Source organism: Carboxylicivirga fragile, from assembly GCF_050589805.1.
GTDB classification, from domain to species: domain Bacteria; phylum Bacteroidota; class Bacteroidia; order Bacteroidales; family Marinilabiliaceae; genus Carboxylicivirga; species Carboxylicivirga fragile.
The window spans coordinates 53,356-78,820 of record NZ_JBNGOY010000017.1 but is presented as its reverse complement, the minus strand read 5'-3'; the positions used below and the strand labels follow the sequence as shown (position 1 = coordinate 78,820).

19 protein-coding genes and 1 riboswitch are annotated in these 25,465 nt (G+C 38.6%); of the genes, 3 read left to right on the top strand and 16 right to left on the bottom strand.

Going from position 1 to position 25,465, the window contains the following annotated elements:
* Positions 1–27: 27 nt before the first annotated feature.
* The 16 genes from cbiD to rpsA all read right to left on the bottom strand — a co-directional run bounded on the left by cbiD (position 28) and on the right by rpsA (position 21,554).
* Positions 28–1,854 (bottom strand): cobalt-precorrin-5B (C(1))-methyltransferase CbiD, encoded by a 1,827-nt coding sequence (gene cbiD, locus ACRD7B_RS09525; protein ID WP_430824302.1) that lies wholly within the window; start codon positions 1,852–1,854, stop codon positions 28–30.
* A 379-nt stretch (positions 1,855–2,233) separates the two neighbouring features.
* Positions 2,234–4,003 (bottom strand): precorrin-4 C(11)-methyltransferase, encoded by a 1,770-nt coding sequence (cobM, locus tag ACRD7B_RS09520; RefSeq protein ID WP_430824301.1) that lies wholly within the window; start codon positions 4,001–4,003, stop codon positions 2,234–2,236.
* Positions 4,004–4,006: 3 nt separating this feature from the next.
* Positions 4,007–5,188, bottom strand: coding sequence for a precorrin-6y C5,15-methyltransferase (decarboxylating) subunit CbiE (gene cbiE / locus ACRD7B_RS09515; RefSeq protein WP_430824300.1), 1,182 nt, complete (start codon positions 5,186–5,188; stop codon positions 4,007–4,009).
* A gap of 261 nt (positions 5,189–5,449) precedes the next feature.
* A complete protein-coding gene (gene cobJ / locus ACRD7B_RS09510) occupies positions 5,450–6,853 on the bottom strand; it encodes a precorrin-3B C(17)-methyltransferase (protein ID WP_430824299.1) in 1,404 nt (467 codons plus the stop codon).
* Complete coding sequence (locus ACRD7B_RS09505; RefSeq protein ID WP_430824298.1) at positions 6,843–7,538, bottom strand: precorrin-2 C(20)-methyltransferase; 696 nt, start codon at positions 7,536–7,538, stop codon at positions 6,843–6,845. Before ACRD7B_RS09505 ends, cobJ begins: the two co-directional genes overlap by 11 nt.
* Positions 7,517–8,848: a cobyrinic acid a,c-diamide synthase CobB gene (locus ACRD7B_RS09500; protein ID WP_430824297.1), complete on the bottom strand. Its 1,332-nt coding sequence runs from the start codon at positions 8,846–8,848 to the stop codon at positions 7,517–7,519. Before ACRD7B_RS09500 ends, ACRD7B_RS09505 begins: the two co-directional genes overlap by 22 nt.
* 292 nt (positions 8,849–9,140) lie before the next feature.
* Positions 9,141–9,935: a nitrilase-related carbon-nitrogen hydrolase gene (locus ACRD7B_RS09495; RefSeq protein WP_430824296.1), complete on the bottom strand. Its 795-nt coding sequence runs from the start codon at positions 9,933–9,935 to the stop codon at positions 9,141–9,143.
* Complete coding sequence (locus tag ACRD7B_RS09490; RefSeq protein ID WP_430824295.1) at positions 9,936–10,991, bottom strand: ABC transporter ATP-binding protein; 1,056 nt, start codon at positions 10,989–10,991, stop codon at positions 9,936–9,938.
* Positions 10,992–12,059: a FecCD family ABC transporter permease gene (locus ACRD7B_RS09485; RefSeq protein ID WP_430824294.1), complete on the bottom strand. Its 1,068-nt coding sequence runs from the start codon at positions 12,057–12,059 to the stop codon at positions 10,992–10,994. It lies immediately after the preceding gene.
* Entirely contained in the window at positions 12,052–13,179 is a 1,128-nt protein-coding gene (locus ACRD7B_RS09480; RefSeq protein ID WP_430824293.1) for an ABC transporter substrate-binding protein, read from the bottom strand. The genes ACRD7B_RS09485 and ACRD7B_RS09480 overlap by 8 nt, the downstream gene beginning before the upstream one ends.
* A complete protein-coding gene (locus ACRD7B_RS09475) occupies positions 13,176–14,627 on the bottom strand; it encodes a PepSY domain-containing protein (protein WP_430824292.1) in 1,452 nt (483 codons plus the stop codon). The genes ACRD7B_RS09480 and ACRD7B_RS09475 overlap by 4 nt, the downstream gene beginning before the upstream one ends.
* 19 nt (positions 14,628–14,646) lie before the next feature.
* Entirely contained in the window at positions 14,647–16,824 is a 2,178-nt protein-coding gene (locus ACRD7B_RS09470) for a TonB-dependent receptor (protein ID WP_430824291.1), read from the bottom strand.
* 77 nt (positions 16,825–16,901) lie between these two features.
* Positions 16,902–17,840, bottom strand: coding sequence for a sirohydrochlorin cobaltochelatase (locus tag ACRD7B_RS09465; RefSeq protein ID WP_430824290.1), 939 nt, complete (start codon positions 17,838–17,840; stop codon positions 16,902–16,904).
* Between the two features lie 262 nt (positions 17,841–18,102).
* Positions 18,103–18,295: riboswitch (cobalamin riboswitch) on the bottom strand.
* Positions 18,296–18,383: 88 nt separating this feature from the next.
* A complete protein-coding gene (locus ACRD7B_RS09460; RefSeq protein ID WP_430824289.1) occupies positions 18,384–19,301 on the bottom strand; it encodes a ribonuclease Z in 918 nt (305 codons plus the stop codon).
* A gap of 6 nt (positions 19,302–19,307) precedes the next feature.
* Entirely contained in the window at positions 19,308–19,661 is a 354-nt protein-coding gene (locus tag ACRD7B_RS09455) for an STAS domain-containing protein (protein ID WP_430824288.1), read from the bottom strand.
* A 15-nt stretch (positions 19,662–19,676) separates the two neighbouring features.
* The gene (gene rpsA / locus ACRD7B_RS09450; RefSeq protein WP_430824287.1) at positions 19,677–21,554 is read right to left on the bottom strand and encodes a 30S ribosomal protein S1; all 1,878 of its coding nucleotides are present in this window, start codon (positions 21,552–21,554) and stop codon (positions 19,677–19,679) included.
* 332 nt (positions 21,555–21,886) lie between these two features.
* On the opposite strand from rpsA, the gene ACRD7B_RS09445 reads away from it, so the two are divergent.
* The 3 genes from ACRD7B_RS09445 (at position 21,887) to rfbA (ending at position 25,306) form a co-directional block, all read left to right on the top strand.
* On the top strand, positions 21,887–23,212 hold the full coding sequence (locus ACRD7B_RS09445; RefSeq protein WP_430824286.1) for a UDP-glucose dehydrogenase family protein: 1,326 nt from the start codon (positions 21,887–21,889) through the stop codon (positions 23,210–23,212).
* A gap of 223 nt (positions 23,213–23,435) precedes the next feature.
* Complete coding sequence (locus ACRD7B_RS09440) at positions 23,436–24,395, top strand: UDP-glucuronic acid decarboxylase family protein (RefSeq protein WP_430824285.1); 960 nt, start codon at positions 23,436–23,438, stop codon at positions 24,393–24,395.
* Positions 24,396–24,427: 32 nt separating this feature from the next.
* Positions 24,428–25,306 carry a glucose-1-phosphate thymidylyltransferase RfbA gene (gene rfbA, locus ACRD7B_RS09435; RefSeq protein WP_430824284.1) on the top strand — a complete coding sequence of 293 codons (879 nt, stop codon included), beginning with the start codon at positions 24,428–24,430 and terminating at the stop codon, positions 25,304–25,306.
* Positions 25,307–25,465 lie beyond the last annotated feature (159 nt).

Genomic DNA, 25,465 nt, shown 5'->3' with positions numbered 1-25,465 from the left:
GCAATTAACTCAAGTTTAGAATTAAACTTAAATCACTATTTCACTATCACCCATCAATAAAAACACTTTCAAAAAATGTCCTTCGGGGATAAGCTGTAAACAAGTAGAATAGCACTTTTGAGCAATGCGTTCATAAAAGCTTGTATTCGTTTCAAGAGGTAAGATATCAAGAATGGCATTGGCAAGCTTTAGCCTTTTTATCAATTCAATACTCTCGAGAGGCACATCACAGTGCTTGGCAATATGAACAAGAAAGTCAGGATTAAAGACGACATTTTTACTATGGGTATCTAAATGTCCCTCGGCTAGTTTTACACCCTTACCAAACATGACGGCCAGATTGATGAATTTTATATCCGCTTCAACGGTCAGCTTGATGGTTTCGCCAATTAAATTGCCATAATGCACAAAGGCTTGTGATGGGAGATTTGTAAAATGTTTGGCCACTTTATTTTTACTTCGTTTACCAGAAGACATCACTACCTCATTGCATTTTAACTCTTTTACAACAGCTACCTGCTGTTTGATACTGGCCACAAAAGCCTCATTGGAATAAGGCATAACGCGTCCTGAAGTACCCAATATGGAAATACCATCAACCACGCCCACCCTTGGGTTAAAGGTTTGTTTGGCCAATTCTTTTCCCTCGGGCACAAAGGGCGTAACTATAAAATTCGGCTCTACATCATATTCATCGGCCTGCTCTTGTAACATATCGGTTATCATCCGTCGCGGGACGGGATTTATGGCAGGTTCACCAACTTCAACCTGCAAGCCAGGTAAAGTAACACGTCCTATGCCTTTGCCTTGCTTAAATACTATGCCCGAATACGGATTTAATTCAATGCTACAACCAATCTCTTTTGCATGGGTCACATCCGGATCGTCACCTGAATCTTTAATAACTATACAAGAGGCTTCTCCTTCTTCTTTGTTAATAGGAAATACTGGATAGGTAGCTGTTTTACCACTTGGTGTATCTACCTCAACCCATTCTGGAAACTGACCTTCCATCAAAGCAAGCAAACAAGCTTTAGCCGCCGCTGTTACACAAGTGCCTGTGGTAAAACCACTACGTAGATTACTATTATCCTTAAAGAGCTCCTTTTTAAATCTATAAAAGAGTTGAAGAAAGGACTTGGGATTGTTCACACAGTTCTTGAATTCGGGAAAGTAAGGTTTCTTGACTACCCACAAAGGCAAATTTAATTCTTTCGCCACTCCCATTTTTAAAGGGAAATAACCTGACTCGCCACTCTCCTTGCTCAAGATCACTTGGGCTGATGTTTGTTTAACCAACTCTATTAATTCATTCTTCTCAGGTACTGGTTGGCGTGGTATAAGGTATTGTGGAGCAATACCCGTTTCCATAGCAATCTTGCTGCTCAACTCTGAATTTAGAATTCGAAAGTAGCACTTACGTTCATGCCATACATCTTGAAGCTTACTAATGGTTTGAACACCTGTTAAAGCAAGAATATTCGTATATTTACTAGTCAGAAGAGCTTGACTTAGTTCTTCATAGTCGTCAAACAACCGCAAACTTTCATTGGGTTCTAATTGAGGAAATTGGCGCTCATACCTGATGGTGTTTATGTCGAGGTCTTGTGCGACACCTATTATGGTTTGATGCAGAACTTCGGCAAATGGATGAGCAGCATCTATGATTAGTCGAATGCCTTTGGCTTCACAAAAGGCTTTCATGGTATCAGAGTTTAAGGCACCATGAATCCGATTACCCTTAACCGATTTATGGACATCTGTTTTGGTAGAGTAATAGTAGGCTTGATCGATAATATCGAACAGACTTGCTACTTTTTTTCCTTCTGTAGTACCACCAAAGATTAGAATCATAATTGAATGCTTTTTAAACGACCTCTTCCCCTCTTTCAAAAGTTTTATCTGCTTAAATGCAACAGATTATCCTTTATACATTACTTTATCGACCACGAATTTAGCTTCGCTGATTTTCAATTCACCAATTTTCACGAATTAGAAATTACGCTGTAATCGCTCTTTTATCGCTCTAATATCTTTGCTTTAATTGTTTAAGCTGTGAATTCTAATCAACATTTTTTTCATGACCCCTTATACGTATAATCAATACAGCTTTTCGCTTACCCCTACATCCCTTAAAGGGGATAAACTCACGCCATTCCCTTTAGGGAATTAAAGGGTCAAATTTAAGGAGCAGCTCTCTCTTACAAATTACTATTAAAGAGCTGCTCCTGTATCATTTAGCATCACGAAATGCATGCGCAAATTTACGGTCATACAACTTCGATACGCCTGATCGATTATCAATGGCCTTACCAACCACAATCATAGTGGTCATAGTTAAGTTGTTTTCCTTTACCGTATGAGCCAAATCTTTTAATTCACACCTAAATATCTTTTCATCCTTCCATGTCAGTTTATAGCATGCAGCTACCGGTGTATCAGCAGGATAATGCTCTAATAAATCGGCTTGCAACTTATCAACCAAAGTGGCGCTTAAGTACAAACACATGGTGCTTTGCGACTTGGCCAACTTGTGAATCTGTTCTCTTTCAGGCATTGGTGTACGTCCTTCGCCACGGGTAAGAATAATGGTTTGGACTTCTTCAGGGATTGTAAATTGGGACTTCAAAGCTGCCGCTGCTGCCTGAAAGGAGGATATACCTGGGGTAATTGTGTAGTTCCAGCCATATTCATCCATCACAGCCATCTGTTCCTGAATAGCCCCATAAATACATGGGTCGCCCGTATGCAAGCGAACTACCAATAATCCACGATCATAATAAGATTTCATTGTAGCAATCTGTATTTGTAAATCCATACCAGCCGAACTTTTCACCACACAACCTGGCTTGGCATAGTAGGTCAATTCTTTAGGCACCAAACTTCCGGCGTACAATATCATATCAGCCATTTGCAGGAGTTTCTTACCACGTACCGAAACCAATTCAGGATCGCCCGGCCCTGCTCCCACAAACTCGACCTTGCCTTTGCGTTCGTTAGTTTTATTAATGCATACAGCAAATGTAAAATACTTATCCTTGGCCAATACCTTTTGCTTTTCAAGCAATAGTGCATTACCCGATAAGTGCATAGCAACTGCTTCAGAAACACTATAGCTACCGGTCACATCTTTTACCTTATCCGATGGATTAGCTACTTCGTATCCATCTAGTATCTTGCCTTCAAAACAGTGAAAGGGTAGACTTTTCTCCTCGCTAAATTGCAAAAAGGCAAGTTCATTTCTCTTAATATCAGCCGAGCCGAATGATGTCAAAGAGGCCATTGATAAATTAAATTCGTCAAAGCGCCTTTTTAAAGTTTCCTTAAACAATACTGGATCTAAACCAGCCTGACATCCCACACCCATGTGTAAAACCTTTGGACGGTAATAAATAACTTTCTCACCAAAATCGTGAATAAAAGGACTTACCGCTAAAATCACTTCATACTTTTCCTTCTCTATATCCTTTACATCGTAAAACACAGAAACATGCTCTGGCACTGAACTCTCTAGCTGAAAGGTGCCTTTATCACGTACTTCAAGCAAGAGAGCTGTTTTCTTAGCATTTACAAAAGCGGCCATAAGCTGGGTTAATTGCCCTGAGCATTCCAATTTCCAATCATACATTTTAGGCAAACAATCCAAGGCCCACAACCCGGACGTATCACTCACTGTGGTAACAATTGGAATGGCTCCAATGGTACGAGCTATATCCTGACACAGGGCATTAGCACCACCCACATGACCTGATACAACTGCCTGAACATATTGTCCATTGGCGTCTATATTAATGACTGCGGGATCTGTTTTTTTGTCCTGCAAGAAAGGTGCAATTTCGCGTACACAAATTCCTAAAGCACCAATAAAAATTAGCGATGCATTCTTCTCCCAAAGTTCCTTGTAGTTTTTAGGTGAGCGAAAACACCCTGCCTGAAATCCAGATTTAATGATTTGTTTGGCTAGCGTTTCCGCTTTATCTGAATGAACTATTATTGATATCATGATTTATTTTTTTGCAACTAAAACTGTAATGGGATTATGGGCATCAACTGCAATTTGTGTTTGATGTATAAGGTCAAAAGCATTCGATTCGCACCAGTTGATAAAACCAAATTTACTTTTCTCACTTACTGAATTAAAGGCCAGAATACCATCTTTTTGCAAATACTGCTTTACATCGTCGAGCACTGCATCTAACTGACCGCCATAGCCACCAATAAAAACGGCATCACACATGTTTAATTTGCTCTTATCCACTTTTAAATAATCACCTGAATAAAGGTCTATTCCTGGGGATTGAAACTTCTGAGCATTGCATTTAATAATTCCTTTGCTTTCTTCACGTATTTCAAAAGCACTGACTTTCAAGTGCGGATGTTGTAATTTTGCTTCAATGGAAATACTTCCTGTACAAGCTCCCACATCCCATAAATGCGTTTTTCTTTCAAGCTGCATCAATGCCAAAGTGCTTAGGCGAATAGGCATTTTGGTAATCATTCTAGGACGACCATTCAAAGGTTCGAAATCAGTTTCAGGAATTCCCTTTTGTGGGATATGCTTGTTTGTTTTTTCGAGATAAAAACAATTGGGGTGCTTAAAATCCAGCTTTATGGCATCATCTAAGGATAACTTTAAAATTCGTTCCTTATCTCCACCCAGATGTTCTCCATAGTACATTTGATAATTGTTGTAACCGTAATCCAGCATACGGCGAACAATGGTTTGTGGTGTGTTCTTTCGATCGGTTAATATGCCCATCTTCTCCACACCCTCTATCAAGGCTTTATCAAACTTAGCGAATGAACGGCCAGTTAAAGTAATGGTTTGGAATTCGCCATAAGGTAAAGCAAAACGGTGCGCCAATATTTGTAAAGCATTAAAGCTGGAGTGTACCTTTATTTCAAAATCAGGTAATTCGCGTTTAATGGTGTTAGCGATACCAAAAAACAAAGGATCACCCGAGGCAAATACCACACTCGTTCCTTTTGCCCTTTTCAATTGATCAATTAATGAACTAATCGGCACAACAATATTGAACCAACCATGACCAAGGGGTAATAATCCCTTAATTAATTCATAATGACGCTTACCACCCGCAAAGAAAGATGCATTATTTATCAATTCCTTAACTTCATCGCTAAAGTTAGGTTGGTGATCGTTTATACCGATTATGGTTATTTTATTCATTCAATAACTTTAAAATATGTTCCTTTTAATATTCAAACCTCTACGAGGTATACCACCCAACAAAATCATTTTCTACAATCGCTCATCCTCTACGAGGAATTCTTATTCTACATAGCTATATTTTTGCCTAATCACTGCGCCTTCCGAATTACATTATTCGCCGTAGGCGATAAAGTTTTGAAGTGTCAAATTTACCTTGTTCGTAATTCCGCGGAGCGGATTAATAAAAAATCATGGAGGCATTAGCTTACCAATTGCAAGTTATACTCCTTCACCCGGATGCATTTGTTGCGCTTCGTTCCAACTTAAGATGGCATTAATGATGGTGGCTGCCACATTACTTCCACCCTTGCGACCGCTAACGATAACAGAAGGGATCTTAGGACAACCATGTTTCAACTGCCATTTACTCTCCTTCACATTAACAAAACCAACTGGTGCAGCAATTACTCCCGCCGGATTAGCCGTTTTATTTCTAATTAACTTCACTAATTCGATTAAAGCCGTTGGCGCATTTCCAAAGGCATAAATAGCGTTAGGATACTCCTCTACAGCCAAGCGAATACCAGCTTGAGTGCGTGTAATATTATGCTTTTCGGCCAAGGCCTTAGTACGCTCATCATCCAGATAACACTTAATGGTCAAACCTAATTTCTCGGCGATAGCTCGGCGAATACCTCTTGTCACCATCGACACATCGGTAATGATGGCTGGTGGTTTATCAGAGTACAATCTCTTATGTAAGTTGGGCACAACATCGTTGGAACATTCCAATACTTTCTGTATACTCAAATCGGCAGTGGTATGAATGCAATGTAAGGATACCCAAGTATGTTCCAGCGAAAAACCATCCGTATCAATCTCTTTTAAGATAGTACGGAAACTCTCATTCATTATTTGTCGTCCTACCTTGTCATTTGATTCCTCCTTCTTGGCATAATAACCTCGTGGCGTTATCATATGCCCATTGAATTCGCGTGTTTGCGTATTGCCAATAATTACAACCGTAAACATATCCACCATATCAGCCTCTAGTTGATCCAATGTTAAAACCTTCATTTCCTCATCGGAACGCCCAACATTACGCAACAGTCCAACCGGAGTATTGGCTGGTCGACTCTGTAGAAAAACTTCCTTTAAACGCATCAATTGCCAAAAGCGTCCTTTGCTAACTGGATTGTAAACCGCCGTAACAAAATCTGCCACTGCGGCTGCATGAATGCGTTTTTCGATTCGCTCCCAAGGCGTTAATAAATCAGACATAGAGATGGAACAGAAATCATGACCAAGCGGTGCTCCAAGCTTAGCAGCAGCCGCAAACATAGCACTGATACCCGGTACAACTTCGATCTCGATGGAACTGTCGACTTCTTCCTTCATCTCCCACAAGAGTGGAGCCATTCCGTAAACACCTGAATCGCCACTGCTAATCACAGCCACGTTCTTACCTTCTTCGGCCTCTTGAAAAGCCCTACGAGCACGCTCGCGTTCCTTTTTCATGCCAGTGTGTATAACTGGCTTTCCAGCAATTAAACGCCGTATATAATTTATGTAAGGACCATAGCCGACTATCACATCGGCCAATTCAATGGCTCTACTAGCTTGTGGAGTCAGGTATTCTTCACTTCCGGGGCCTATGCCCACACTGTATATTTTAGTTTGCATAAAAGATCATTAATGAAAAATAGGGTATTTGTCGGTTTAATAGGTCTTCGGCTTTGGTAGTTGAAAACTGCTCAGAAGTTCCTGCCTTTTCAATGTAGAAAAAAGGACGATTGCACTGTTCTAAGTAATTATGCCAATCCTTCAGTACACTCATTTTCATAACTACCAAGGTGGAATTAGTTTCTAGAGCTGTATTAATGTCATCATAACTTTGGGGACGAGCCATTACTTTAAGCGAAGTATTGCCTTCAACAATAGGCTGATACCCCTCGGATCCGGCTGCTATGAAGGCTGGTACACCGGGAATCAATTCAGAAGTTAAGCCCGCAGCTTGCGCCAGCTTAAAAATATAGCCGAAGGTGCTATAGAAAAGCAAGTCGCCTTCCGATACAACAACCACTCGTTTACCATTATTCAATTCTTCTACTATTTGGGCAAAAGCTTTGGCATAAAATACATTTCTATCCTTACCCGTCATTGGGATTAGCAAGGGTTTAGTTGGCACTTTCAATTGCAGACTCTGCAATATTTCCCCAGAATAGGATTTAGCACCACCCTTATTAATTTCGCTTGCTGGGTAAAAGATTAAATCTGCATTTTCCAGTGCTCTCAATCCCTTCAATGTAATTAATTCGGGATCGCCAGGCCCTAACCCTACCCCAATTAATATTCCTTGTTTTGGCATAATCCCAGTTGTTTTAAAAAGTTTATCATGTGTTCTGTTTCTCCTAAATAAAGGTGCATGTATGATGCCCAACAATTATTCCTTCGATAGATAGCCATATCACTACTTCTGCCCCTAGCTGTTTTTACATCCAAAACTTGGGGCAAATCATTCTTTTGTTGTATTTCAGAATAGTGAAATTCATGGCCTTTTAATTCGATTGATCCATCCTTAATAAGGCGATAGCCCAAATGCAATTTCATGGTTTCAAACGACGTATCGAAATCAAATACACCAGCCATCCGATACTTTCTTCTATCCTTAGTAATTAGTTGATTTCCCAAATACATCATGCCTCCACACTCGGCTATCACCGCCTTGTTAGCATCGATATGTGCATGAATACTTTGGTGCATCGTTTTATTATTAGCCAATTGCCCGGCAAACAACTCAGGATATCCTCCTGGAAGCCACAATAAGTCACTCTTTGGAATGGCTTTATCATTTAAAGGACTAAATTCTATTACATTTCCCAGACGATCCAAAGCATCTCGATTGGCTCGATATGAAAAGTTAAAAGCCTCATCATTGGCCAGTGCAATAGTCAATTGGTCAAAGCTACAAGTAGGTTCCTGTTTATCAACCGGATGAAGTTCTGAGTGAGTCAATTGAAGTAAGCGTTCGATATTTACATGTTGCTCCAACAGTTCCGCCGCTGTTTCTACAATGGTCAAATTCTTGTTTTCGCCAGGGAGATGCAAACCTAAATGTCGTGACTCAATAGCTAAGCGTTCATCGCGTGGCATATAACCAAGCACTTCAACACCCGCATCAATGGCAGCTTCCTTCAAAAACTCGAAGTGGCCTTCGCCAGCTACCTTGTTAAAGATGACACCAGCTATTTTAACTTCTTTATTAAAATGTTTGAAGCCATACAAAAGCGGAGCAATTGAATATGCCACACTTGAAGCATCTACAACTAAAATTACTGGTACATCCAGCATGCAAGCCAATGCTGCCGAACTTCCTTCATCTTTTTTAGCCCCATCAAACAAGCCCATTACTCCTTCAATAATCGATACCTCCGATTTTGAGGCATGTTCTTGATAGAGATCCTCAACATGCTCCTTGTTCGACATCCATAAGTCGAGGTTATAAGAAGCTTGCCCAGCCACTTTGGTATGATGCATGGGGTCGATGTAGTCAGGTCCACTCTTGAAGGGCTGCACTTTCAATCCCCGTTTTACCAAAGCTTGAATAAGACCGAGGGTAACCATGGTTTTACCAGAGTTACTTTTTGGGGCGGCTATTAGAAATGATGAATGCTTCATGTTTTTTAGTATTATTTACTAAACTCAAATTATTTTATTAAAAACTTCGCTCAAGCCGCGCGGCTTTTCATTTCTTGTCTTAATACAAGAAACGAAACAAAGAAAATCAAGACTACATGTGTTCAGAATTCAATCCTTTAGCAATTCCTAAGTGCGGCCGAGTGATCTTCGAAGCAAGTTCTCAGCTTCTCGGTCTTACTAAGGACTTACTTCATTCTTGAAATCATCACACCTGAGGTCATACCCATTGGATAACAATAATATATCATTTAATCGCTTTTACATTTTAGAACTATATCTCCAACTCTGCATTTCTATAAGCTGGAAAATCACTCATTTGACTATTTTTAATTTTTGATATGCTATTCAATTCAATGTTAGCTATGCAATAGTTCGCTTCCTCACCAAAGGATTGAGCCAAAACCTCACCCCTTGGCGAAATAATTAGTGCTGCACCCGAATACCTTTTCCCACTTGGTGTTAAACCTGTTTGATTGCAAGCCATTACATAACACGCATTATCATAGGCTCGTGCCCTTAAATACATGCTAAAACGTTCAAGCTTCTTTTCTGGGGATTCGCGAGGTGATGCAAAGGCATAACACAGTAAATTAGCACCATTATGCTGGTAGCTCATTGATAATTCCGGATAATGGCTTTCGAGACATAGGTGCATGCCCATCTTAAATTCACTCACTTTTGCTAATTTCAGGTTGGTGCCTGCCTCAAAGGTTTCTTTCTCATGAACCGACAAGTGCGTTTTAGCATGTTGAGATATTAGCTTTCCTTTCTTAAAAGTAAGCTGACCTATGCCCCAGCCAGAATTTAATGGTACGGGCAAGCCCACCGAAAAAACAAGGCTTGTATTGCTAGACAATTGATGCAGTTGATCAAGTATTAAAGAGTGCTCATCTATATATGTAGCAAGCTGCTTTTTGCTATTTAAATAACCCGAAACACATAGTTCGGGGAATAAAGCATATTCAACACCCTCGCGTTGTAAGCCCATAAGTATTGCTCCTATCCCCTTAATATTTTGATAGGTATTAAGCGGCTCCGACCATGCATTTACAGCTGCTACCTTCATTTAATTACTTGTTATTTCATTTACCTCAAACTTTACAGAAGAGGTTTGACTTAATTGTTGTATAACTCTTTTAACTGTTTCTTCAATCGAAGCAAAGTCCTCTGATACATCTTCACCATTCATCAATACATAAGGACGAGTTGAATTATTCATAATATTGATCCAAACCGCTTCATTCTGCTTACCTTGAATCAACTTAATGCCTTTACGGGCAAATGCACGTCGTAGCAACACATATTCAAAGCCATGCCCATGAACTGGCAACAAGCTCTCGTGATTATAAAGCACCTTAAACATGCCTGTTTTATTATCAAACTCAACTCCACCTTTATTGAACATACTCTGAAAAGCATTTATAAGGGTTAAATCCTCCGGACTACCAGCCACAATCTGATCGTGATGCAACAGCCATAAACGATCGGACATTTGTAAGGCCAAATCCAAATCATGAGTTGACATGAGAATAGACTTACCTTTTTCCGAAGCCAGTTTGCGTAGCAATTGCATTATCTCAACGCGCGCAGGCAAATCCAAAAATGCAGTTGGTTCATCCAATAAAATTAAAGGCGTATCCTGAGCCAGTGCTTTTGCAATGGTTGCCTTTTGACGCTCTCCATCACTCAAAGCCGCCAAAGGTGAATACTTTTTATGCTGAATTCCACAGGCAAATATGGCTTCATCTACAATTTGCTTATCCTTAGCTGATAGGCGACCCAAAAATCCTGTAAACGGACTTCGACCATAGGCTACCAATTCGAAAACGGTAGCATTGGGAGTAGAAATTTTCTCTGTCAAAACAATGGCTATTTCTTTGGCCATTTCACGCTCCGTCATCCGTGTAATATCACGACCATTAAATTGCAAACTCCCATTCAAGGGTTTGAGAAAGCCACAAATGGTTTTCATCAAGGTGCTTTTGCCTTTTCCATTGGCGCCTAGCAAACAAGTCATTTCACCCTTCATCAATGAAGCGCACAAATCACTGGCGACCTCTTTGCGGTGCCCGGCCTGGGTATAACCAATGTTTAGATTTTCTAGTTCAAGTATCTTTCCCATTTAGCTATCTCCCAATTGTTCTTTTCTACGATTCCAAATCACCGATATTACCACAGGTGCACCCACAAATGCAGTGACCGAGTTAATAGGTAAGGCTGTATCTATTCCTGGTAAACGGGCAATTAAATTACAAAAGAGTGCTGTGGCTGCTCCCAAAATGCCAGCATTTAAAATGAGTACGAAATGATTAGATGTTCGTGAGATTATTTTTGCCAGATGTGGTACTGCCATACCGATAAAAACAATTGGTCCGCAAAAGGCTGTAACCAATGCCGTAAGCAAACCCGACATCATAATTATTATCATTCGCGAACGCTTAATCCGTAAGCCCAGATTCTTGGCATAATTATCTCCCAATGACAATAAATTAAGCCATTTAGAAAGAAATAAACATCCCAGTGATGGTATTATAATTAGCATCAAAAACAACTGAGCACGCTCAAGAGGTAAACGAGAGAAACTACCCAATCCCCATATTACATAGGTATGTACATCTTCTTCGAGGCTATAGTATTTCATTATTCCAACGAGCGAATTACTTAGATAGCCTATCATTACACCCATGATCAACACAGACAAGGTTCCGCCTACTTTTTGTGACACCAATAGAATAATGAGTAATATACCTAAGGATCCAGCCAATGCGGCAAATAATAATGAAACATCGCCAAATAAACCAAGCTGACTAAAGGATATGCCAAATAACTGACCTGCCACAAGAATTACAAAAGCCACACCTAAACTAGCTCCTGAAGAAATACCCAACACAGATGGACCCGCCAAGGGGTTTCGAAATAGAGTTTGCATAAGTAATCCAGCTATACCCAAGGCCATTCCAGCACCTAAAGCCACCATGGCTTGTGGCAGTCGCGATTGTAACATGATGTTGTGCCAAACCACATTATCCGTATCGCCACCTGTCAATAACTGCCAAACAGCTTCAAGAGGAATGGAAACAGAACCAAACATCAAATTAAAAACAAATAGTACACTCACCAATAATATGGCGAGCATACTAAATGTACCACTCATTCGAATAGGTAGGTTATCTGGTTTATTTTCATTCATTTATTCGTTTCCAGTAAGTTGGTTGGTAATTGGGTAATAAGTCGGGATGAAAATGTGATATGTAATCTGCCAACAAAACATTAGGCTTAATGCACGACTCCTCCCGGTAAGGCACTTCTCGCAAATTACATGTTAAAACATTACCCGTTTCAAAGGCCTTAAAAACAGTATAGCGATGATCTTCAGCAGCCAAAGCTTTTTTATTAAAACCCGAAGGCGAACTGGTTAATAATCGCCAATAATCAGCATCATGCGCAATATTGTACAGGCTTTCATAGTCCATTGGGATAGCCCCAACTCTATCATCTTTTATGACATAATCGGCACCAGCATCTCTAAAGTAATGGGCAAAAAAACTATTACCTCCTGCCACATACCAAGCGCCTCCTTTCATTTTTCCACTAAACACACTTGGTCGATACGCTACATCTTTGGTCAATTGCCTTAATTGATTGTAATCGTTTCTTATATAATTATATATTGAATCAGCCTTTTGGTTATGACCTGTAAAAAGTGCCATTGCCTTTATCCACTCAGCTCTGCCCAAGGGTGAATTTTCGGCATAAGCTGCAATCGGTACCAGTGGAATATTAAGATTTCGCAAAGCATCGTAGCCTCCTGTTTTAAATGGTGATACAAAAATAACGTCAGGTTGCAGAGCAATGATTTTTTCGATATCAAAAACACCTTCCTTACCAACCTGAAGAACTTTACCTTCTTCTATTTCTGTTTTGATATTGGTATTGAATAAATGCCGACTGCTGTTAATACCAACCACATTATCCAAGGCATCCAATTCTATTAGGTATGCTAACTGAGTTGAACTTAAACAAATAATACGCTGGCAAGGCACCTTAATTTCGTTGGTAGTCAAGGGTTCATTGTGACTTTGAGGAAGCAAAACGAAATGAGCTAACTCATTTAAGGAGTCCTTAAGGTTATAAATGGTCAAAGCCGATTTATTTCCGCAGGTATCAATGGAAAAGCCCTTCGCATCTAACAATTGAACTGGCGCTCCATCTTTCAGTCTACTGGTTTGATTTTGATTTGCTGTGCAAGCTCCTAGCAAGCAACAAAAGGCAAGACAAAAACATAACAATATTAATTTATACCCACTCATTTAATAACTCTTTTAAACCATTTAACACCAAGAACTACGCTACTAATACTTAGAAACAAACCACCTAACAAGGCCAATATCAGGAGACTAATCCGAAGCTTATTTTGCGATTTCAAAACAGGAAAATCAAACTTATGCAAGGCTTTAGCTAACCATCGTCTACTGCGTTTATTATTATCCAGATAATACACTGCTTTACCTGAATTAGGATTTACAAACAAGCAAGTATTATAAAGATTGTTTAACTCTATTTTAAATGCTGGAATTGGACGATGAAACATACCTTGTGCTTCGTAGTAGTAATCATAGTCATTTTGAACACTAAGGCTAATTTCTGAACCAAACAAAGATTTAGCATAATTCATCACCTCATCTTTTCCAAGCTGAATTGGCTCAAGTAGCTCTTTATCGTTGAATCTGTATACAATAGGATTTTTATAATCCTGATAATATACTTCAACCACATTTGTATTCATGTACGATGCCCAGGCAATCTTACGCACTCCATCTTGATTACGAAGTTGGTTCCAAATGATATGAGGTGCAATTCTAGGGGCTGATTTAATTCCTTTATTCCACTCACGAAGAGGAGATTTTGGAGTATTCTCAACCATCCAATCGGGAACACCTGTAGTATAGAAAATACCACTCAATATAAAGGTGCTCATAACAATACCAAAAACAAAACCACTGATATGATGCCACTTGTACCACCACTTTTTATAAACAGTAATGCCGCTTATAACTTGCTTATCATTTCTTTTTAATCGATAAATGCCAAACCACAATCCACTAATGCATGCAATCAAACTAAGGATACCTAACCAAACCACCACCTGTTTGCGCAATTGAGCTTTAGTATGTAATTGTTTAAAATAAATCCAATGTGGGATAGCACCAATTCGTCCCATCCACCTACTAATTTGATCGGTCTTTTGAACAACCAGTCCACTCACCGAGGATACATAAACCACAGTTCTAGCTTCATCGTTCATGTAGCATTTATAAAACGGCAATAAGGGCTCGTAATATCGCCAAGGAATCCACGAGTCCAATTCTACCATTGAATCCACTTTTTGAACCGAACTATTGGCGAAGCTCTCTGCCATTTTTATGGCATCATTCCTATTAAATACTGAAATAGCTTCCAGCGTTTGGGCATTATAAACCTTCTGTGCCTTTTTACCTTTGTAAACGCGATACACCATTGTGTTGGGATACTTTTCCAATTCAACCTTCCCTGTTATGGCGGCAGGTAAAGGTTGAATTTTGGAAAAATCAGCAGACCTGATATAATCAAGGTGTTCAAATCGTTGTTGCCGTGAGGCATGCGGAAAACCAACATATATAAGCACAATACCCGAAACACACCACATTACAAATAAAAGGCTCAGAAATGAACCTGTTATTTTGTGAATTTGTAACAGTATCTTCCTAAAAAGGCTCATATGCTTGGCTACCATCTTATTATAAGGTGAAATAAATATTTAAACCAGCAAAAAAGGTACGGCCAGGCGTAATGGTGCCATAGTAAGTACCAAATGGTGCATCATCTACGTAATCAAAAACATTGTCAATACCAGCAGTTGCACTTAGATTAAAACTCCCAAAGGATGCAAATTTATGAACCGTAGTTAGTTTCCACAGATTATATCCTTTTGCGCTATTATTGTATGCATTGTACTTTTCATCCTGAATTCGCCCCAACACTTGAACATTCAATTGATAGTTGTTCCAATCATGAAAATAGCCTGCTCTCACATTGGCATAGTTGTGGGCCACATATGATAAGCGCTCTCCTGTTGTTTCATTACGCGCATCTACATAGCTGTAACCACCACCCAGAGTGAAATTATGAGGTAAGCGAATGTCAAACATAAAGTCAACACCTTTAGTCCTAGCCTGCTCTACATTGTAATGTTGCTTAGTGCGCTTTATTCCATTGGCTGCATCAGCCGCACTGGTTTCAATTTCCTCATAGGCAATTAATCCATCCACATCGTTTTGGTAAGCACTAATACTTGTTGATAACCAGTTTTTGTTGAAATCAACACCAGCACTATAATAGTTGGATGTTTGCGGATCAAGGTTTGTATTGCCCAAATATAAGCTACCCCTCTTCTCATAACGGTAATACAACTCCTTCATGGTAGGTGCCTTGAAACCTCTTGAGTACGTAGCGCGCAAATTAAATGCATTCAACTTATAAAGAGCTGAAAGTTTTGGTGTAACTACCATACCAAATTGATTGTGCTTGACAACACGAAGGCCGGCAGTAAGCATTAAATGGCTGAATATAGTCATTTCATCCTGCGCATAAAGCGAAAAAGTATTGGCGGTAGCCTTGCCATTTACCACTCTTCCTTCGGAGCGGTAAATCTCTTCTACATACTCGCTACCCAAAGATAGTACATGCTTATCGTTAAATTTCTTAACCCATTTAAGATTATAATCCTTACGCTGTTGATCATTGTTTAAACTCAGCTCACCAGTTGTATAATCCTTATAATCCTGATTGTACTTATAATAGTAGGTAAAGCGATCAGAGGTATAATCAAAACTAAGTGTTGATGTGGGCGAAAAGATATAGTTTGCTCCGAGGCTATAATTAAAATCCTCAAAGAAATAGCCATAGTTTTTCACCTCAACCGGTACCGAAATATCATTGTTGTAATGCGCTACATTGCCATATAAACTAAGACTTTTTGTGAGCTTGTATTCCAACAACTGACTTATATTTTTATTGATGTAAGCATTTTGAGTCATGGCTTTAGTTTCAACAAGATCATCACCGTCAATTTCGTAAGCGCTATTTTGCCACCCATCGCTTTGCTTTAGCGAGAATAGAGTTCGACCACTCAATTTACCAGCTGTAAAATCAATGTTGTTATTCTGCTGAAGCGTATTAAATGAACCATATTGGGTTTGATTACCAACTTCAAATTTACGATTCGACTTCTTGGTGATGATATTGATTACACCAGCAATGGCATCCGAGCCATAAAGCGATGAGGATGCTCCCTTTACCACTTCAATACGTTCAATCATGGCTGGGTTAATACGACTTAAATCATTCATTCCACCCACATCGCCATACATACGCTTGCCATCAAGCAATATCACAATAAAATCGTTACCTAAACCATTCAACATCATATTCGAACCCATGGTATTTGGGCTAAAATCAAAGGATGGACTAACAGCTCCCATTAAGGTTCCAAAATCAGGAGCTGCCGTATTTTCAATCATTTTCTTCGTTAATAGTTCGGTTGGCACAGGCGCAGTTTTTAAGTGATGTGGTGTACCTGTTCCTGTTACCACTACTTCTCCTAAATTTCCTTTTGATTGTTCCAATCGAAGAACCAGATCTGTTTTATCAGTAGTGGCATCTATGGCCATTCTAAGCCTTTTATATCCTGAATAGGAAACACACAACTGATACTGGTTAAGTGCAATGTTTTTTAAAATGAATTCTCCATTTTTATTTGTAGCTGTTCCGTAGGTTGTACCATTAATATAAACGTTGGCTCCTATTAAAGCTTGATTGTTTTCATCAAGTACTTTACCTGAAATAATAACCTCTTGTTGTGCCGATGCTGTCCAAACAATTAACATCGCCAAAATAGACATGCAAAACTTCTGCATAATACAAATATCTTTAAAATGGCAACTACATTTAAATAATGTAAATACCTCTTATTGCTTTTTTACTAATCCAATTGTTACTTTCTTACCTCTTCAAGATGACTCATCCAAATGGCATTGATTTCGGAATAATCACCCAAACCATTCATATTGGCATTTACGGTATAACCTTTAGCCTCCAGTTGCTCTCTCCAGCTTTGTTCGGCAGGATCGGTTTCGCCAGTATCAGCGTTTAAATCGTTACAGGCATGATCGCCTGCTACCGACATCAATGGAGTAATACAAAGCGTTGTGGCTTTAGTAGTACATTGATCTAATCTTGAAATAATACTTCCTATGGCTAATGAGCCATCTTCAAATCCAATGCCTTCAACAGTACCTACATAAAAGTCGCTATTGATTTTCTGTAGCTCGTCATGTAGCTTGGTATATTTGGCGTCTGCTTCATGAGGCGTACCGTGGCCCATAAATAGTACAGGACCTTGTTTAATTTCTTCACTAAATTTATTAGCCAGTACATGTGCCACTTCCTTAATATCCTTTTCAGAAGTCAACAAAGGTGTTCCTATCACAATATCAACATCTTGATATCTATTTTCAACTAATTTAGTGGCCTCCAACAACTCATCATACTCCTCACCTGGAATGATGTGAAGTGACTGCACATAAATTTTTCGATAGCCCTCTTTTATCAATTGCTCCAAAGTTTCAGCTGGTGTGTAAATACGAATCTCTTTACCATTCAAGCTGCCCTGTCCCCTTCCTTCGCGCAACTTTTTTATGATGAAATTGGATGTGTAAGCCCAGCGAATTTCTTGATTTGGGAAATGCTCATGAGCACATTTATTAATAGTCTTAAATGTTGCTTGCGGATTTTCGTACGAGGAGCCAAAGGTGGCAAGTACAATGGCTTCTTTTGTTTGTACTTGTTTCTTTTCTTTTTCTGAGAAAGAACAGGAAGTACAGAATAATGAACTTATACTTATGAATAGTAGTGCTTGCTTAAATAAATTCATCTTAAAATAATTTGGGATAGATTAAAAATGTGATTTGAGAAATACGAGGACTTGGGCATTTTTATACCGGGAGGTACAAAGGCCTTTCTTACAATTGATAAGGTGCATTCCAATCTACTTTTTACAGCAAATATATTTAGCTGCAAAATGCGAACAGAAACACACCATTGCAATACTGCAACAATACAAAACCGTGTCATTAAAATATGTATTCAAATAAAATACTGCGTGTTGTAAAATCTTAACCCGAAATTGTTTACGCCACAATAGTTTTCGTTTTGCAGGTCTTCTGACTTACTCCTGTTTAATGCACCTTCCCGTTATAAATAACAGTGGTTTGTAGTATTAAACATTTTTGTGGAGCTTACAGCTGCGGGTACAGTTTCGGATTTGCACCGAATTCCCTTTATTGACAAGTGCGATACTCGTCAAACACAAAACTGCCGCGAATGTATAATTAATTATTTAATTATATAAACAAAAGTGTAATTTTAATTAAATCCACACTAAATAATCAGATATATAACTCTAGGTTGTGCTTATTTAATAAACTTCAAAAACAGCATTATCCTTAACCAGTAAACTGTTCTCGAATACGCCCTTAGCCTCCTTAAGTAGTGGCTGTAGATCGCGATAACGGCTTGAGAAATGACCTAGCAGTAATTGCTTAACTCCCGCATCTCGCGCAATGGTAGCAGCTTGTTTGGCGGTGGTATGCATCGATGACTTAGCGAGCGCTTTCAAATCGTGCATAAAAGTGGCTTCGTGGTAGAGTAAATCAACCCCTTGAATGTGAGAAATTAACTTCCGATAATACTTTGTATCAGAACAATACGCATAACTTCGTGGTTTGGGAGCAGGAATAATGAGTTCTTCTTCAGGCACCACTCTACCCTGATCATCAGTAAAAGGTTCACCATTTTTTATGGCTACTATTTCTCGAACCTGAAGATCGTACTTAAAAATAGCTGGCTTACGTATGTTAGCTTCTTTAGGCTGTTCGGTAAACTTAAAGCCACAGGTTGGTATGCGATGCGATAAAGGAAAAGATTCAACCTTTACTTTTTTATCTTCATAGATGAGCACCTTCTCATCATATGTCAAATCACTGAATTCGATAACATACGGCAAATCAGCACAAAAATAATCGAGCTGCGGTTGTAAGATGCCCTTTAAATCGGAATGTGCATGGATGTGTAATTTAGCAGTACGGCCCAGTAATCCAAAAGTAGAGATCAATCCCATTAAACCAAATACATGATCTCCATGAAGATGAGATAAGAAAATATGGTGAATCTTGGAGAAGTTTACTTTATTCCTTCGCAATTGCATCTGCGTTCCTTCACCACAATCAATCAAAAAAAAGCGCTCAGACACATTAAGTATCTGAGCGCTTGGATATCTATCTGATGTTGGTAATGCTGAATTACTTCCGAGTATGGTTACCGAAAAGTTATTCATCAATATCTACGATTCAATTGCTTTACGAATCATTTCAATACCATCATCAAGTGCAGGTGCAATGTTTAAAACAGAATCGAGCTGCGAAACCGAGATCAAACGTTCTACGGCTGGCTGAAGGCCTGCTAACACAAATGCACCATCGGCATTTTTACACAATCGGTTGGCAACAAGAATTGCACTTAAACCCGATGAATCACAATAATTACATTTACCCAGATCAAGTAAAATATTCTTTTCACCATTACCAGATAAGAGTACCAGTTCTGATTTTAAAGTTGGAGCCACATGTGTATCCAACTTTTCTTTCAGCACCTGAACTACAGTAAATTCATCTAACTTATCAATCTTGAAGTCCATTCCTATTATTTTAACTTATTTTTTATCTTCTTTTGGTGATTTCTCGCTAGCTTCTAACTGATCTTTCAGTGCAGCTAAATCAGAAATATCTCCTAAAGTAGTTTTTTCTAAGTTATCATTCAACTTCTTCACGCCTTTTTTCGTTGTTTTGGCTTGAGCTTTCTTAGCTGCTACCTCTTCACCCTTCTTACCATCTTCGAATACACGAGAGTGAGAAAGAATGATACGCTTAGCTGCTTTATTGAACTCAATCACTTTGAAATCAAGCTTTTCGTCAACTTTAGAAGCTGATCCATCTTCTTTCACTAAATGACGAGGAGTAGCAAATCCTTCAACACCATACTGCAATGCAATTACAGCACCTTTGTCGAAGATGTCAACGATAGTACCTTCGTGAACTGAATCAACTGTAAAGATAGTTTCGAATACATCCCATGGATTCTCTTCCAATTGCTTGTGACCTAAGCTTAAACGACGGTTTTCTTTGTCGATTTCAAGTACAACCACTTCAACTTGCTCTGCAATAGCAGTAAATTCAGCTGGGTGCTTGATTTTCTTAGTCCAAGAAAGATCAGAGATGTGGATTAATCCGTCAATACCTTCTTCAATCTCAACAAATACACCGAAGTTAGTGAAGTTACGCACGGTTGCACTGTGCTTGCTTCCAACAGCATATTTCTCTTCGATTTTCTCCCATGGATCAGCTTTTAATTGCTTAATACCAAGAGACATCTTACGCTCGTCGCGATCCAATGTTAATACCATAGCCTCTACCTCGTCGCCTACTTTCAAGAAATCTTGAGCGCTACGTAAGTGTTGTGACCATGACATTTCAGAAACGTGGATAAGACCTTCAACACCAGCAGCGATTTCAACAAACGCGCCGTAGTCAGCCATAACAACCACTTTTCCTTTAACAACATCACCAACTTTCATCTCAGTATCTAACGAATCCCAAGGATGAGCTGTTAATTGTTTTAATCCAAGTGCAATTCTCTTCTTCTCATCATCAAAGTCAAGAATTACTACATTTAATTTCTGATCCAACTGAACGATTTCTTCTGGATGCGAAACGCGTCCCCAAGAAAGGTCAGTAATGTGAATCAATCCATCAACACCACCAAGGTCAATGAAGACACCGTATGATGTAATATTTTTAACTGTTCCCTCAAGAACCTGACCTTTTTCAAGCTTAGAAATAATATCTTTCTTCTGCTGCTCAAGTTCAGCTTCAATAAGAGCTTTATGAGATACAACTACGTTTTTGAATTCTGGGTTAATTTTAACCACTTTGAATTCCATAGTTTTACCTACATACATATCGTAATCGCGAATAGGCTTCACATCAATTTGAGATCCTGGCAAGAAAGCCTCGATTCCAAATACGTCAACGATCATACCACCTTTAGTACGACATTTGATGTAACCTTTGATAACTTCATCGTTATCCAACGCTTCATTAACTCTATCCCATGAGCGAAGAGCTCTGGCTTTCTTATGAGAAAGAACCAACTGTCCTTTTTTGTCTTCCTGGCTTTCAACGTATACTTCAACAGTATCGCCAACAGCTAATTCAGGATTGTAACGAAATTCGTTACGACTTACAATACCATCAGATTTGAAACCGATGTTGATAACAACTTCGCGTTTAGTTAAAGTGATAACCTGACCTTCGATTACTTCTTTTTCAGAAATAGTAGAAAGAGTTTCGTCATACATTTTAGCTAAATCATCTTTAGCCATACCACCACCAACAACATCGCCAGCTTCGTATGCATCCCAATCGAAATCTTCTGCAGGAGCTGCAGCTACAGGCTCGTTGGCAACCGGAGTTTCCTTTACTTCGGGAGTAGCTTCATTCTGCTCCTGAACATTTTCTTTTTCTTCTGTCATCTTAATAAATTGTTACTTAACTAGTAGTTAGACATTATATATGTAAAAAATCGCTGCAAAAGTAGACATTTTTTACCATCTTAAAAAACTATCTTAGTAATTAATCAACACAGGAAACCCACAATTCGGCACCCTTTGCCTCTTTTAACTTTATTTAACTATCAAAAATCTCAATCCAGACCTATTATATTTAAAACAATTATTAATTGATCTTAATCAGGAATAATTAGATCTAATTAATAATTTAAAATTTGCGATTAATTTTTACTTTTGAATGATTAAGATTAAGTAACTTGATTAATGAACTAAAACGAACAGCTAATATATATTATATGAAGATTTCTATTGTCGGAACAGGTTATGTTGGATTGGTAACAGGTACATGTTTTGCAGACACTGGCGTCAATGTCACTTGTGTTGATATTGATGAAGATAAAATAGCTAAACTAAAACAAGGTATTATACCTATTTATGAGCCTGGCTTAGACCGAATGGTTGTTTCAAACGTTGAAAAAGAACGATTACACTTTACAACTGACCTAAAAGATAGCCTTGATCAAACCGAAGCAATTTTCATCGCTGTGGGCACACCTCCTGGAGAAGATGGCAGTGCTGATCTGAGTCACGTCCTTGAAGTTGCGCGTCAAATTGGTCGACACATGAACCACCACATGGTGATTATAACTAAGAGCACCGTACCTATTGGAACAGCTCAAAAAGTAAAAGCTGCCGTACAAGACGAAATTGAAAAAAGAGGTGCTAGCATCGATTTTGATGTGGCATCAAATCCTGAATTTCTAAAGGAAGGAAATGCCATTGAAGATTTCTTAAAGCCGGACAGAATAGTGGTTGGCGTGGAGTCTGAAAAAGCAGAAAAGATTATGCGTCGTCTATATAAGCCATTTGTATTAAACGGGCATCCAATTTTATTTATGGACGTACCATCGGCTGAAATGACAAAATACGCGGCCAACGCCATGTTAGCAACCAAAATTAGTTTCATGAATGATATCGCAAACTTATGCGAAATTGTTGGAGCTGATGCAGCTAACGTAAGACGAGGCATAGGATCAGACTCGCGTATTGGAAATAAGTTCATATACCCTGGTGCTGGTTATGGTGGTTCATGTTTTCCGAAAGATGTAAAAGCTATAATCAAAACAGCTCAGCAGAATAATTATAATCTACGTATACTTGAATCGGTAGAAGAGGTAAATGAGGATCAGAAAAAAGTGTTGGTAAAGAAGGTGAAAAAACATTTCCCTGACATAAAAGGATTAACCTTTGGTGTTTGGGGTTTGTCTTTTAAGCCACAAACTGATGACATGCGCGAAGCGCCATCTCTGGTAATAATTGAAGCCTTGTTGGAAGCTGGTGCTAAGGTAAAGGCCTATGATCCTGTTGCTACTGAGGAAGCAAAGAAATCACTTGGCGACAGAATCGAGTATGGAAAAGATCAATACGACGCATTAATTGATGCCGATGCCTTAATCCTGATTACGGAGTGGCCGGAATTCCGCCTACCAAACTTTAAGGTGATGAAAAAATTAATGAATAATAATGTCATTTTTGATGGGCGTAACATTTATGATGCTAACGAAATGAAGGAAAACGACTTTACGTATTATAGTATTGGTCGTCAAACAGAATTATTATAAGCTACAATTACAAATAAGAAAGCCTGAATACTTATAGCATTCAGGCTTTCTTATTTAAAAGTACTTCACCGTTTTCATCATTATATGGAAGTAGTTTATCAAAAAGACTAAGTGAAGTAGATTAGTTTTGTATTTTTGGGATTTAAAAATAATGTATATTGCCATTTTGTGGTCGACACAAATTCGCAATAAAGCTTTATCGTAGCTTATTAAAAGAAAAAAAATGAATAAAAGAATATTGATTACTGGAGGTGCCGGCTTTATTGGTTCACACTTATGTGAACGTTTAATTAAGGAAGGTAACGAGGTTATTTGCTTAGATAATTATTTCACCGGTTCCAAAAGCAACATTGTACACCTTCTGGATAATCCATACTTCGAATTAATTCGTCACGATGTAACACACCCATATTTTATTGAGGTTGATGAAATATACAATCTGGCTTGTCCGGCTTCACCCGTTCATTACCAATACAACTCCATTAAAACGATAAAAACATCGGTAATGGGAGCCATTAACATGCTTGGTCTTGCAAAGCGTACTAAAGCGAAAATCCTGCAAGCCTCAACAAGTGAGGTGTATGGCGATCCCCTAATTCACCCCCAACCAGAATCATACTGGGGAAATGTAAACCCAATTGGTATTCGCTCATGTTATGATGAAGGAAAACGTTGTGCTGAGAGTTTATTCATTAACTATCACGAACAAAATGATGTTGCCATTAAAATCATTCGCATCTTCAATACGTATGGACCAAGGATGAACCCGGAAGATGGTAGAGTAGTATCAAATTTTATAATGCAGGCATTATTAAACGAAGACATAACCATTTTTGGAGATGGTAAACAAACTAGGTCTTTTCAGTATGTAGATGATCTGGTAGAAGGAATGATACGTATGATGGGTTCAAGAGACGATTTTTATGGTCCTGTTAATATCGGCAACCCAAATGAATTTTCGATGCTTGAATTAGCCGAAGCCGTAATCCGACTAACTAATTCTAAATCAAAAATCACATACATGCCTCTTCCAGCAGATGACCCAACACAGAGGCAACCTGATATTTCTTTAGCGAAAAAAGAACTCAACAACTGGGAGCCTAAAATTCAGTTAGAACAAGGTCTACAAAATACAATCAACTATTTCGACAATTTGCTAAAACAAGGTTGGACAAGAAAATAATACCAAAACTAAATACCTAAAAAAAACAAATCATGACAAAAAGAAAAGGCATTATATTAGCAGGAGGCTCAGGCACCCGTTTATACCCAGTTACTAAAAGTATTTCGAAACAGATCATTCCTGTTTATGACAAGCCAATGATATATTATCCTCTATCAGTATTAATGTTAGCTGGTATCAGAGATATATTAATAATAAGCACACCACATGATTTACCCCTCTATAAACATTTATTTGGAGACGGAAGTGATTTAGGTTTACAAATTACCTATGCTGAACAACCATCACCTGATGGATTGGCACAAGCCTTCATTATTGGAGAAGAGTTTATAGGTGATGACAATGTAGCTCTAGTACTAGGTGACAATATTTATTATGGTTTTGAATTTAGTAAAACACTTGAAACCGCAACTAAAATAGAGGATAACGCTGTTGTATTCGGATATTACGTAAATGACCCGGAACGATATGGGGTAGCTGAATTTGATAAAAATGGACACGTTATTTCATTGGAAGAAAAACCAACTGAACCTAAATCAAACTATGCAGTTACCGGATTGTATTTCTACCCAAACGATGTGATTAGCAAGGCTAAATCGTTAAAACCATCTAAACGTGGTGAGCTGGAAATAACAGATCTAAATCGTTTGTACCTGGAGGAAGATAAATTAACATTAACCAGACTAGGTCGTGGCACTGCCTGGCTTGACACAGGAACCCATGACAGTTTACTTCAAGCCAGCAATTTTATCTCAACCATTGAAAATAGACAAGGTTTAAAAGTAGCTTGTCTCGAAGAAATTGCTTACAACAAAGGATACATATCCAGAGAGCAACTACTTAAATTAGCCGAACCTTTAAGCAAAAATGAATATGGTCAGTATTTAGTAAAGATAGCTGACCATCAATAAGCTAAAAGAAAAAAAAGCTTATTTCATCTGTTTATATTTTTGTTTTTTAAGGTCAGATGGAACTCCCAAAAGATAACCATCCTCGTGTATGAGAACTTTTTCTCATGGGTCGTTTCATGTAATTGGAATAAGCTTTTGTTTCTTATAATATTCAAGCGT

Bases quoted from the DNA above. Each gene is read 5' to 3' on its own strand.
- cbiD (WP_430824302.1), bottom strand. From the start codon at position 1,854: ATGATTCTAATCTTTGGTGGTACTACAGAAGGAAAAAAAGTAGCAAGT.
- cobM (WP_430824301.1), bottom strand. From the start codon at position 4,003: ATGATATCAATAATAGTTCATTCAGATAAAGCGGAAACGCTAGCCAAA.
- cbiE (WP_430824300.1), bottom strand. From the start codon at position 5,188: ATGAATAAAATAACCATAATCGGTATAAACGATCACCAACCTAACTTT.
- cobJ (WP_430824299.1), bottom strand. From the start codon at position 6,853: ATGCAAACTAAAATATACAGTGTGGGCATAGGCCCCGGAAGTGAAGAA.
- ACRD7B_RS09505 (WP_430824298.1), bottom strand. From the start codon at position 7,538: ATGCCAAAACAAGGAATATTAATTGGGGTAGGGTTAGGGCCTGGCGAT.
- ACRD7B_RS09500 (WP_430824297.1), bottom strand. From the start codon at position 8,848: ATGAAGCATTCATCATTTCTAATAGCCGCCCCAAAAAGTAACTCTGGT.
- ACRD7B_RS09495 (WP_430824296.1), bottom strand. From the start codon at position 9,935: ATGAAGGTAGCAGCTGTAAATGCATGGTCGGAGCCGCTTAATACCTAT.
- ACRD7B_RS09490 (WP_430824295.1), bottom strand. From the start codon at position 10,991: ATGGGAAAGATACTTGAACTAGAAAATCTAAACATTGGTTATACCCAG.
- ACRD7B_RS09485 (WP_430824294.1), bottom strand. From the start codon at position 12,059: ATGAATGAAAATAAACCAGATAACCTACCTATTCGAATGAGTGGTACA.
- ACRD7B_RS09480 (WP_430824293.1), bottom strand. From the start codon at position 13,179: ATGAGTGGGTATAAATTAATATTGTTATGTTTTTGTCTTGCCTTTTGT.
- ACRD7B_RS09475 (WP_430824292.1), bottom strand. From the start codon at position 14,627: ATGAGCCTTTTTAGGAAGATACTGTTACAAATTCACAAAATAACAGGT.
- ACRD7B_RS09470 (WP_430824291.1), bottom strand. From the start codon at position 16,824: ATGCAGAAGTTTTGCATGTCTATTTTGGCGATGTTAATTGTTTGGACA.
- ACRD7B_RS09465 (WP_430824290.1), bottom strand. From the start codon at position 17,840: ATGAATTTATTTAAGCAAGCACTACTATTCATAAGTATAAGTTCATTA.
- ACRD7B_RS09460 (WP_430824289.1), bottom strand. From the start codon at position 19,301: ATGAATAACTTTTCGGTAACCATACTCGGAAGTAATTCAGCATTACCA.
- ACRD7B_RS09455 (WP_430824288.1), bottom strand. From the start codon at position 19,661: ATGGACTTCAAGATTGATAAGTTAGATGAATTTACTGTAGTTCAGGTG.
- rpsA (WP_430824287.1), bottom strand. From the start codon at position 21,554: ATGACAGAAGAAAAAGAAAATGTTCAGGAGCAGAATGAAGCTACTCCC.
- ACRD7B_RS09445 (WP_430824286.1), top strand. From the start codon at position 21,887: ATGAAGATTTCTATTGTCGGAACAGGTTATGTTGGATTGGTAACAGGT.
- ACRD7B_RS09440 (WP_430824285.1), top strand. From the start codon at position 23,436: ATGAATAAAAGAATATTGATTACTGGAGGTGCCGGCTTTATTGGTTCA.
- rfbA (WP_430824284.1), top strand. From the start codon at position 24,428: ATGACAAAAAGAAAAGGCATTATATTAGCAGGAGGCTCAGGCACCCGT.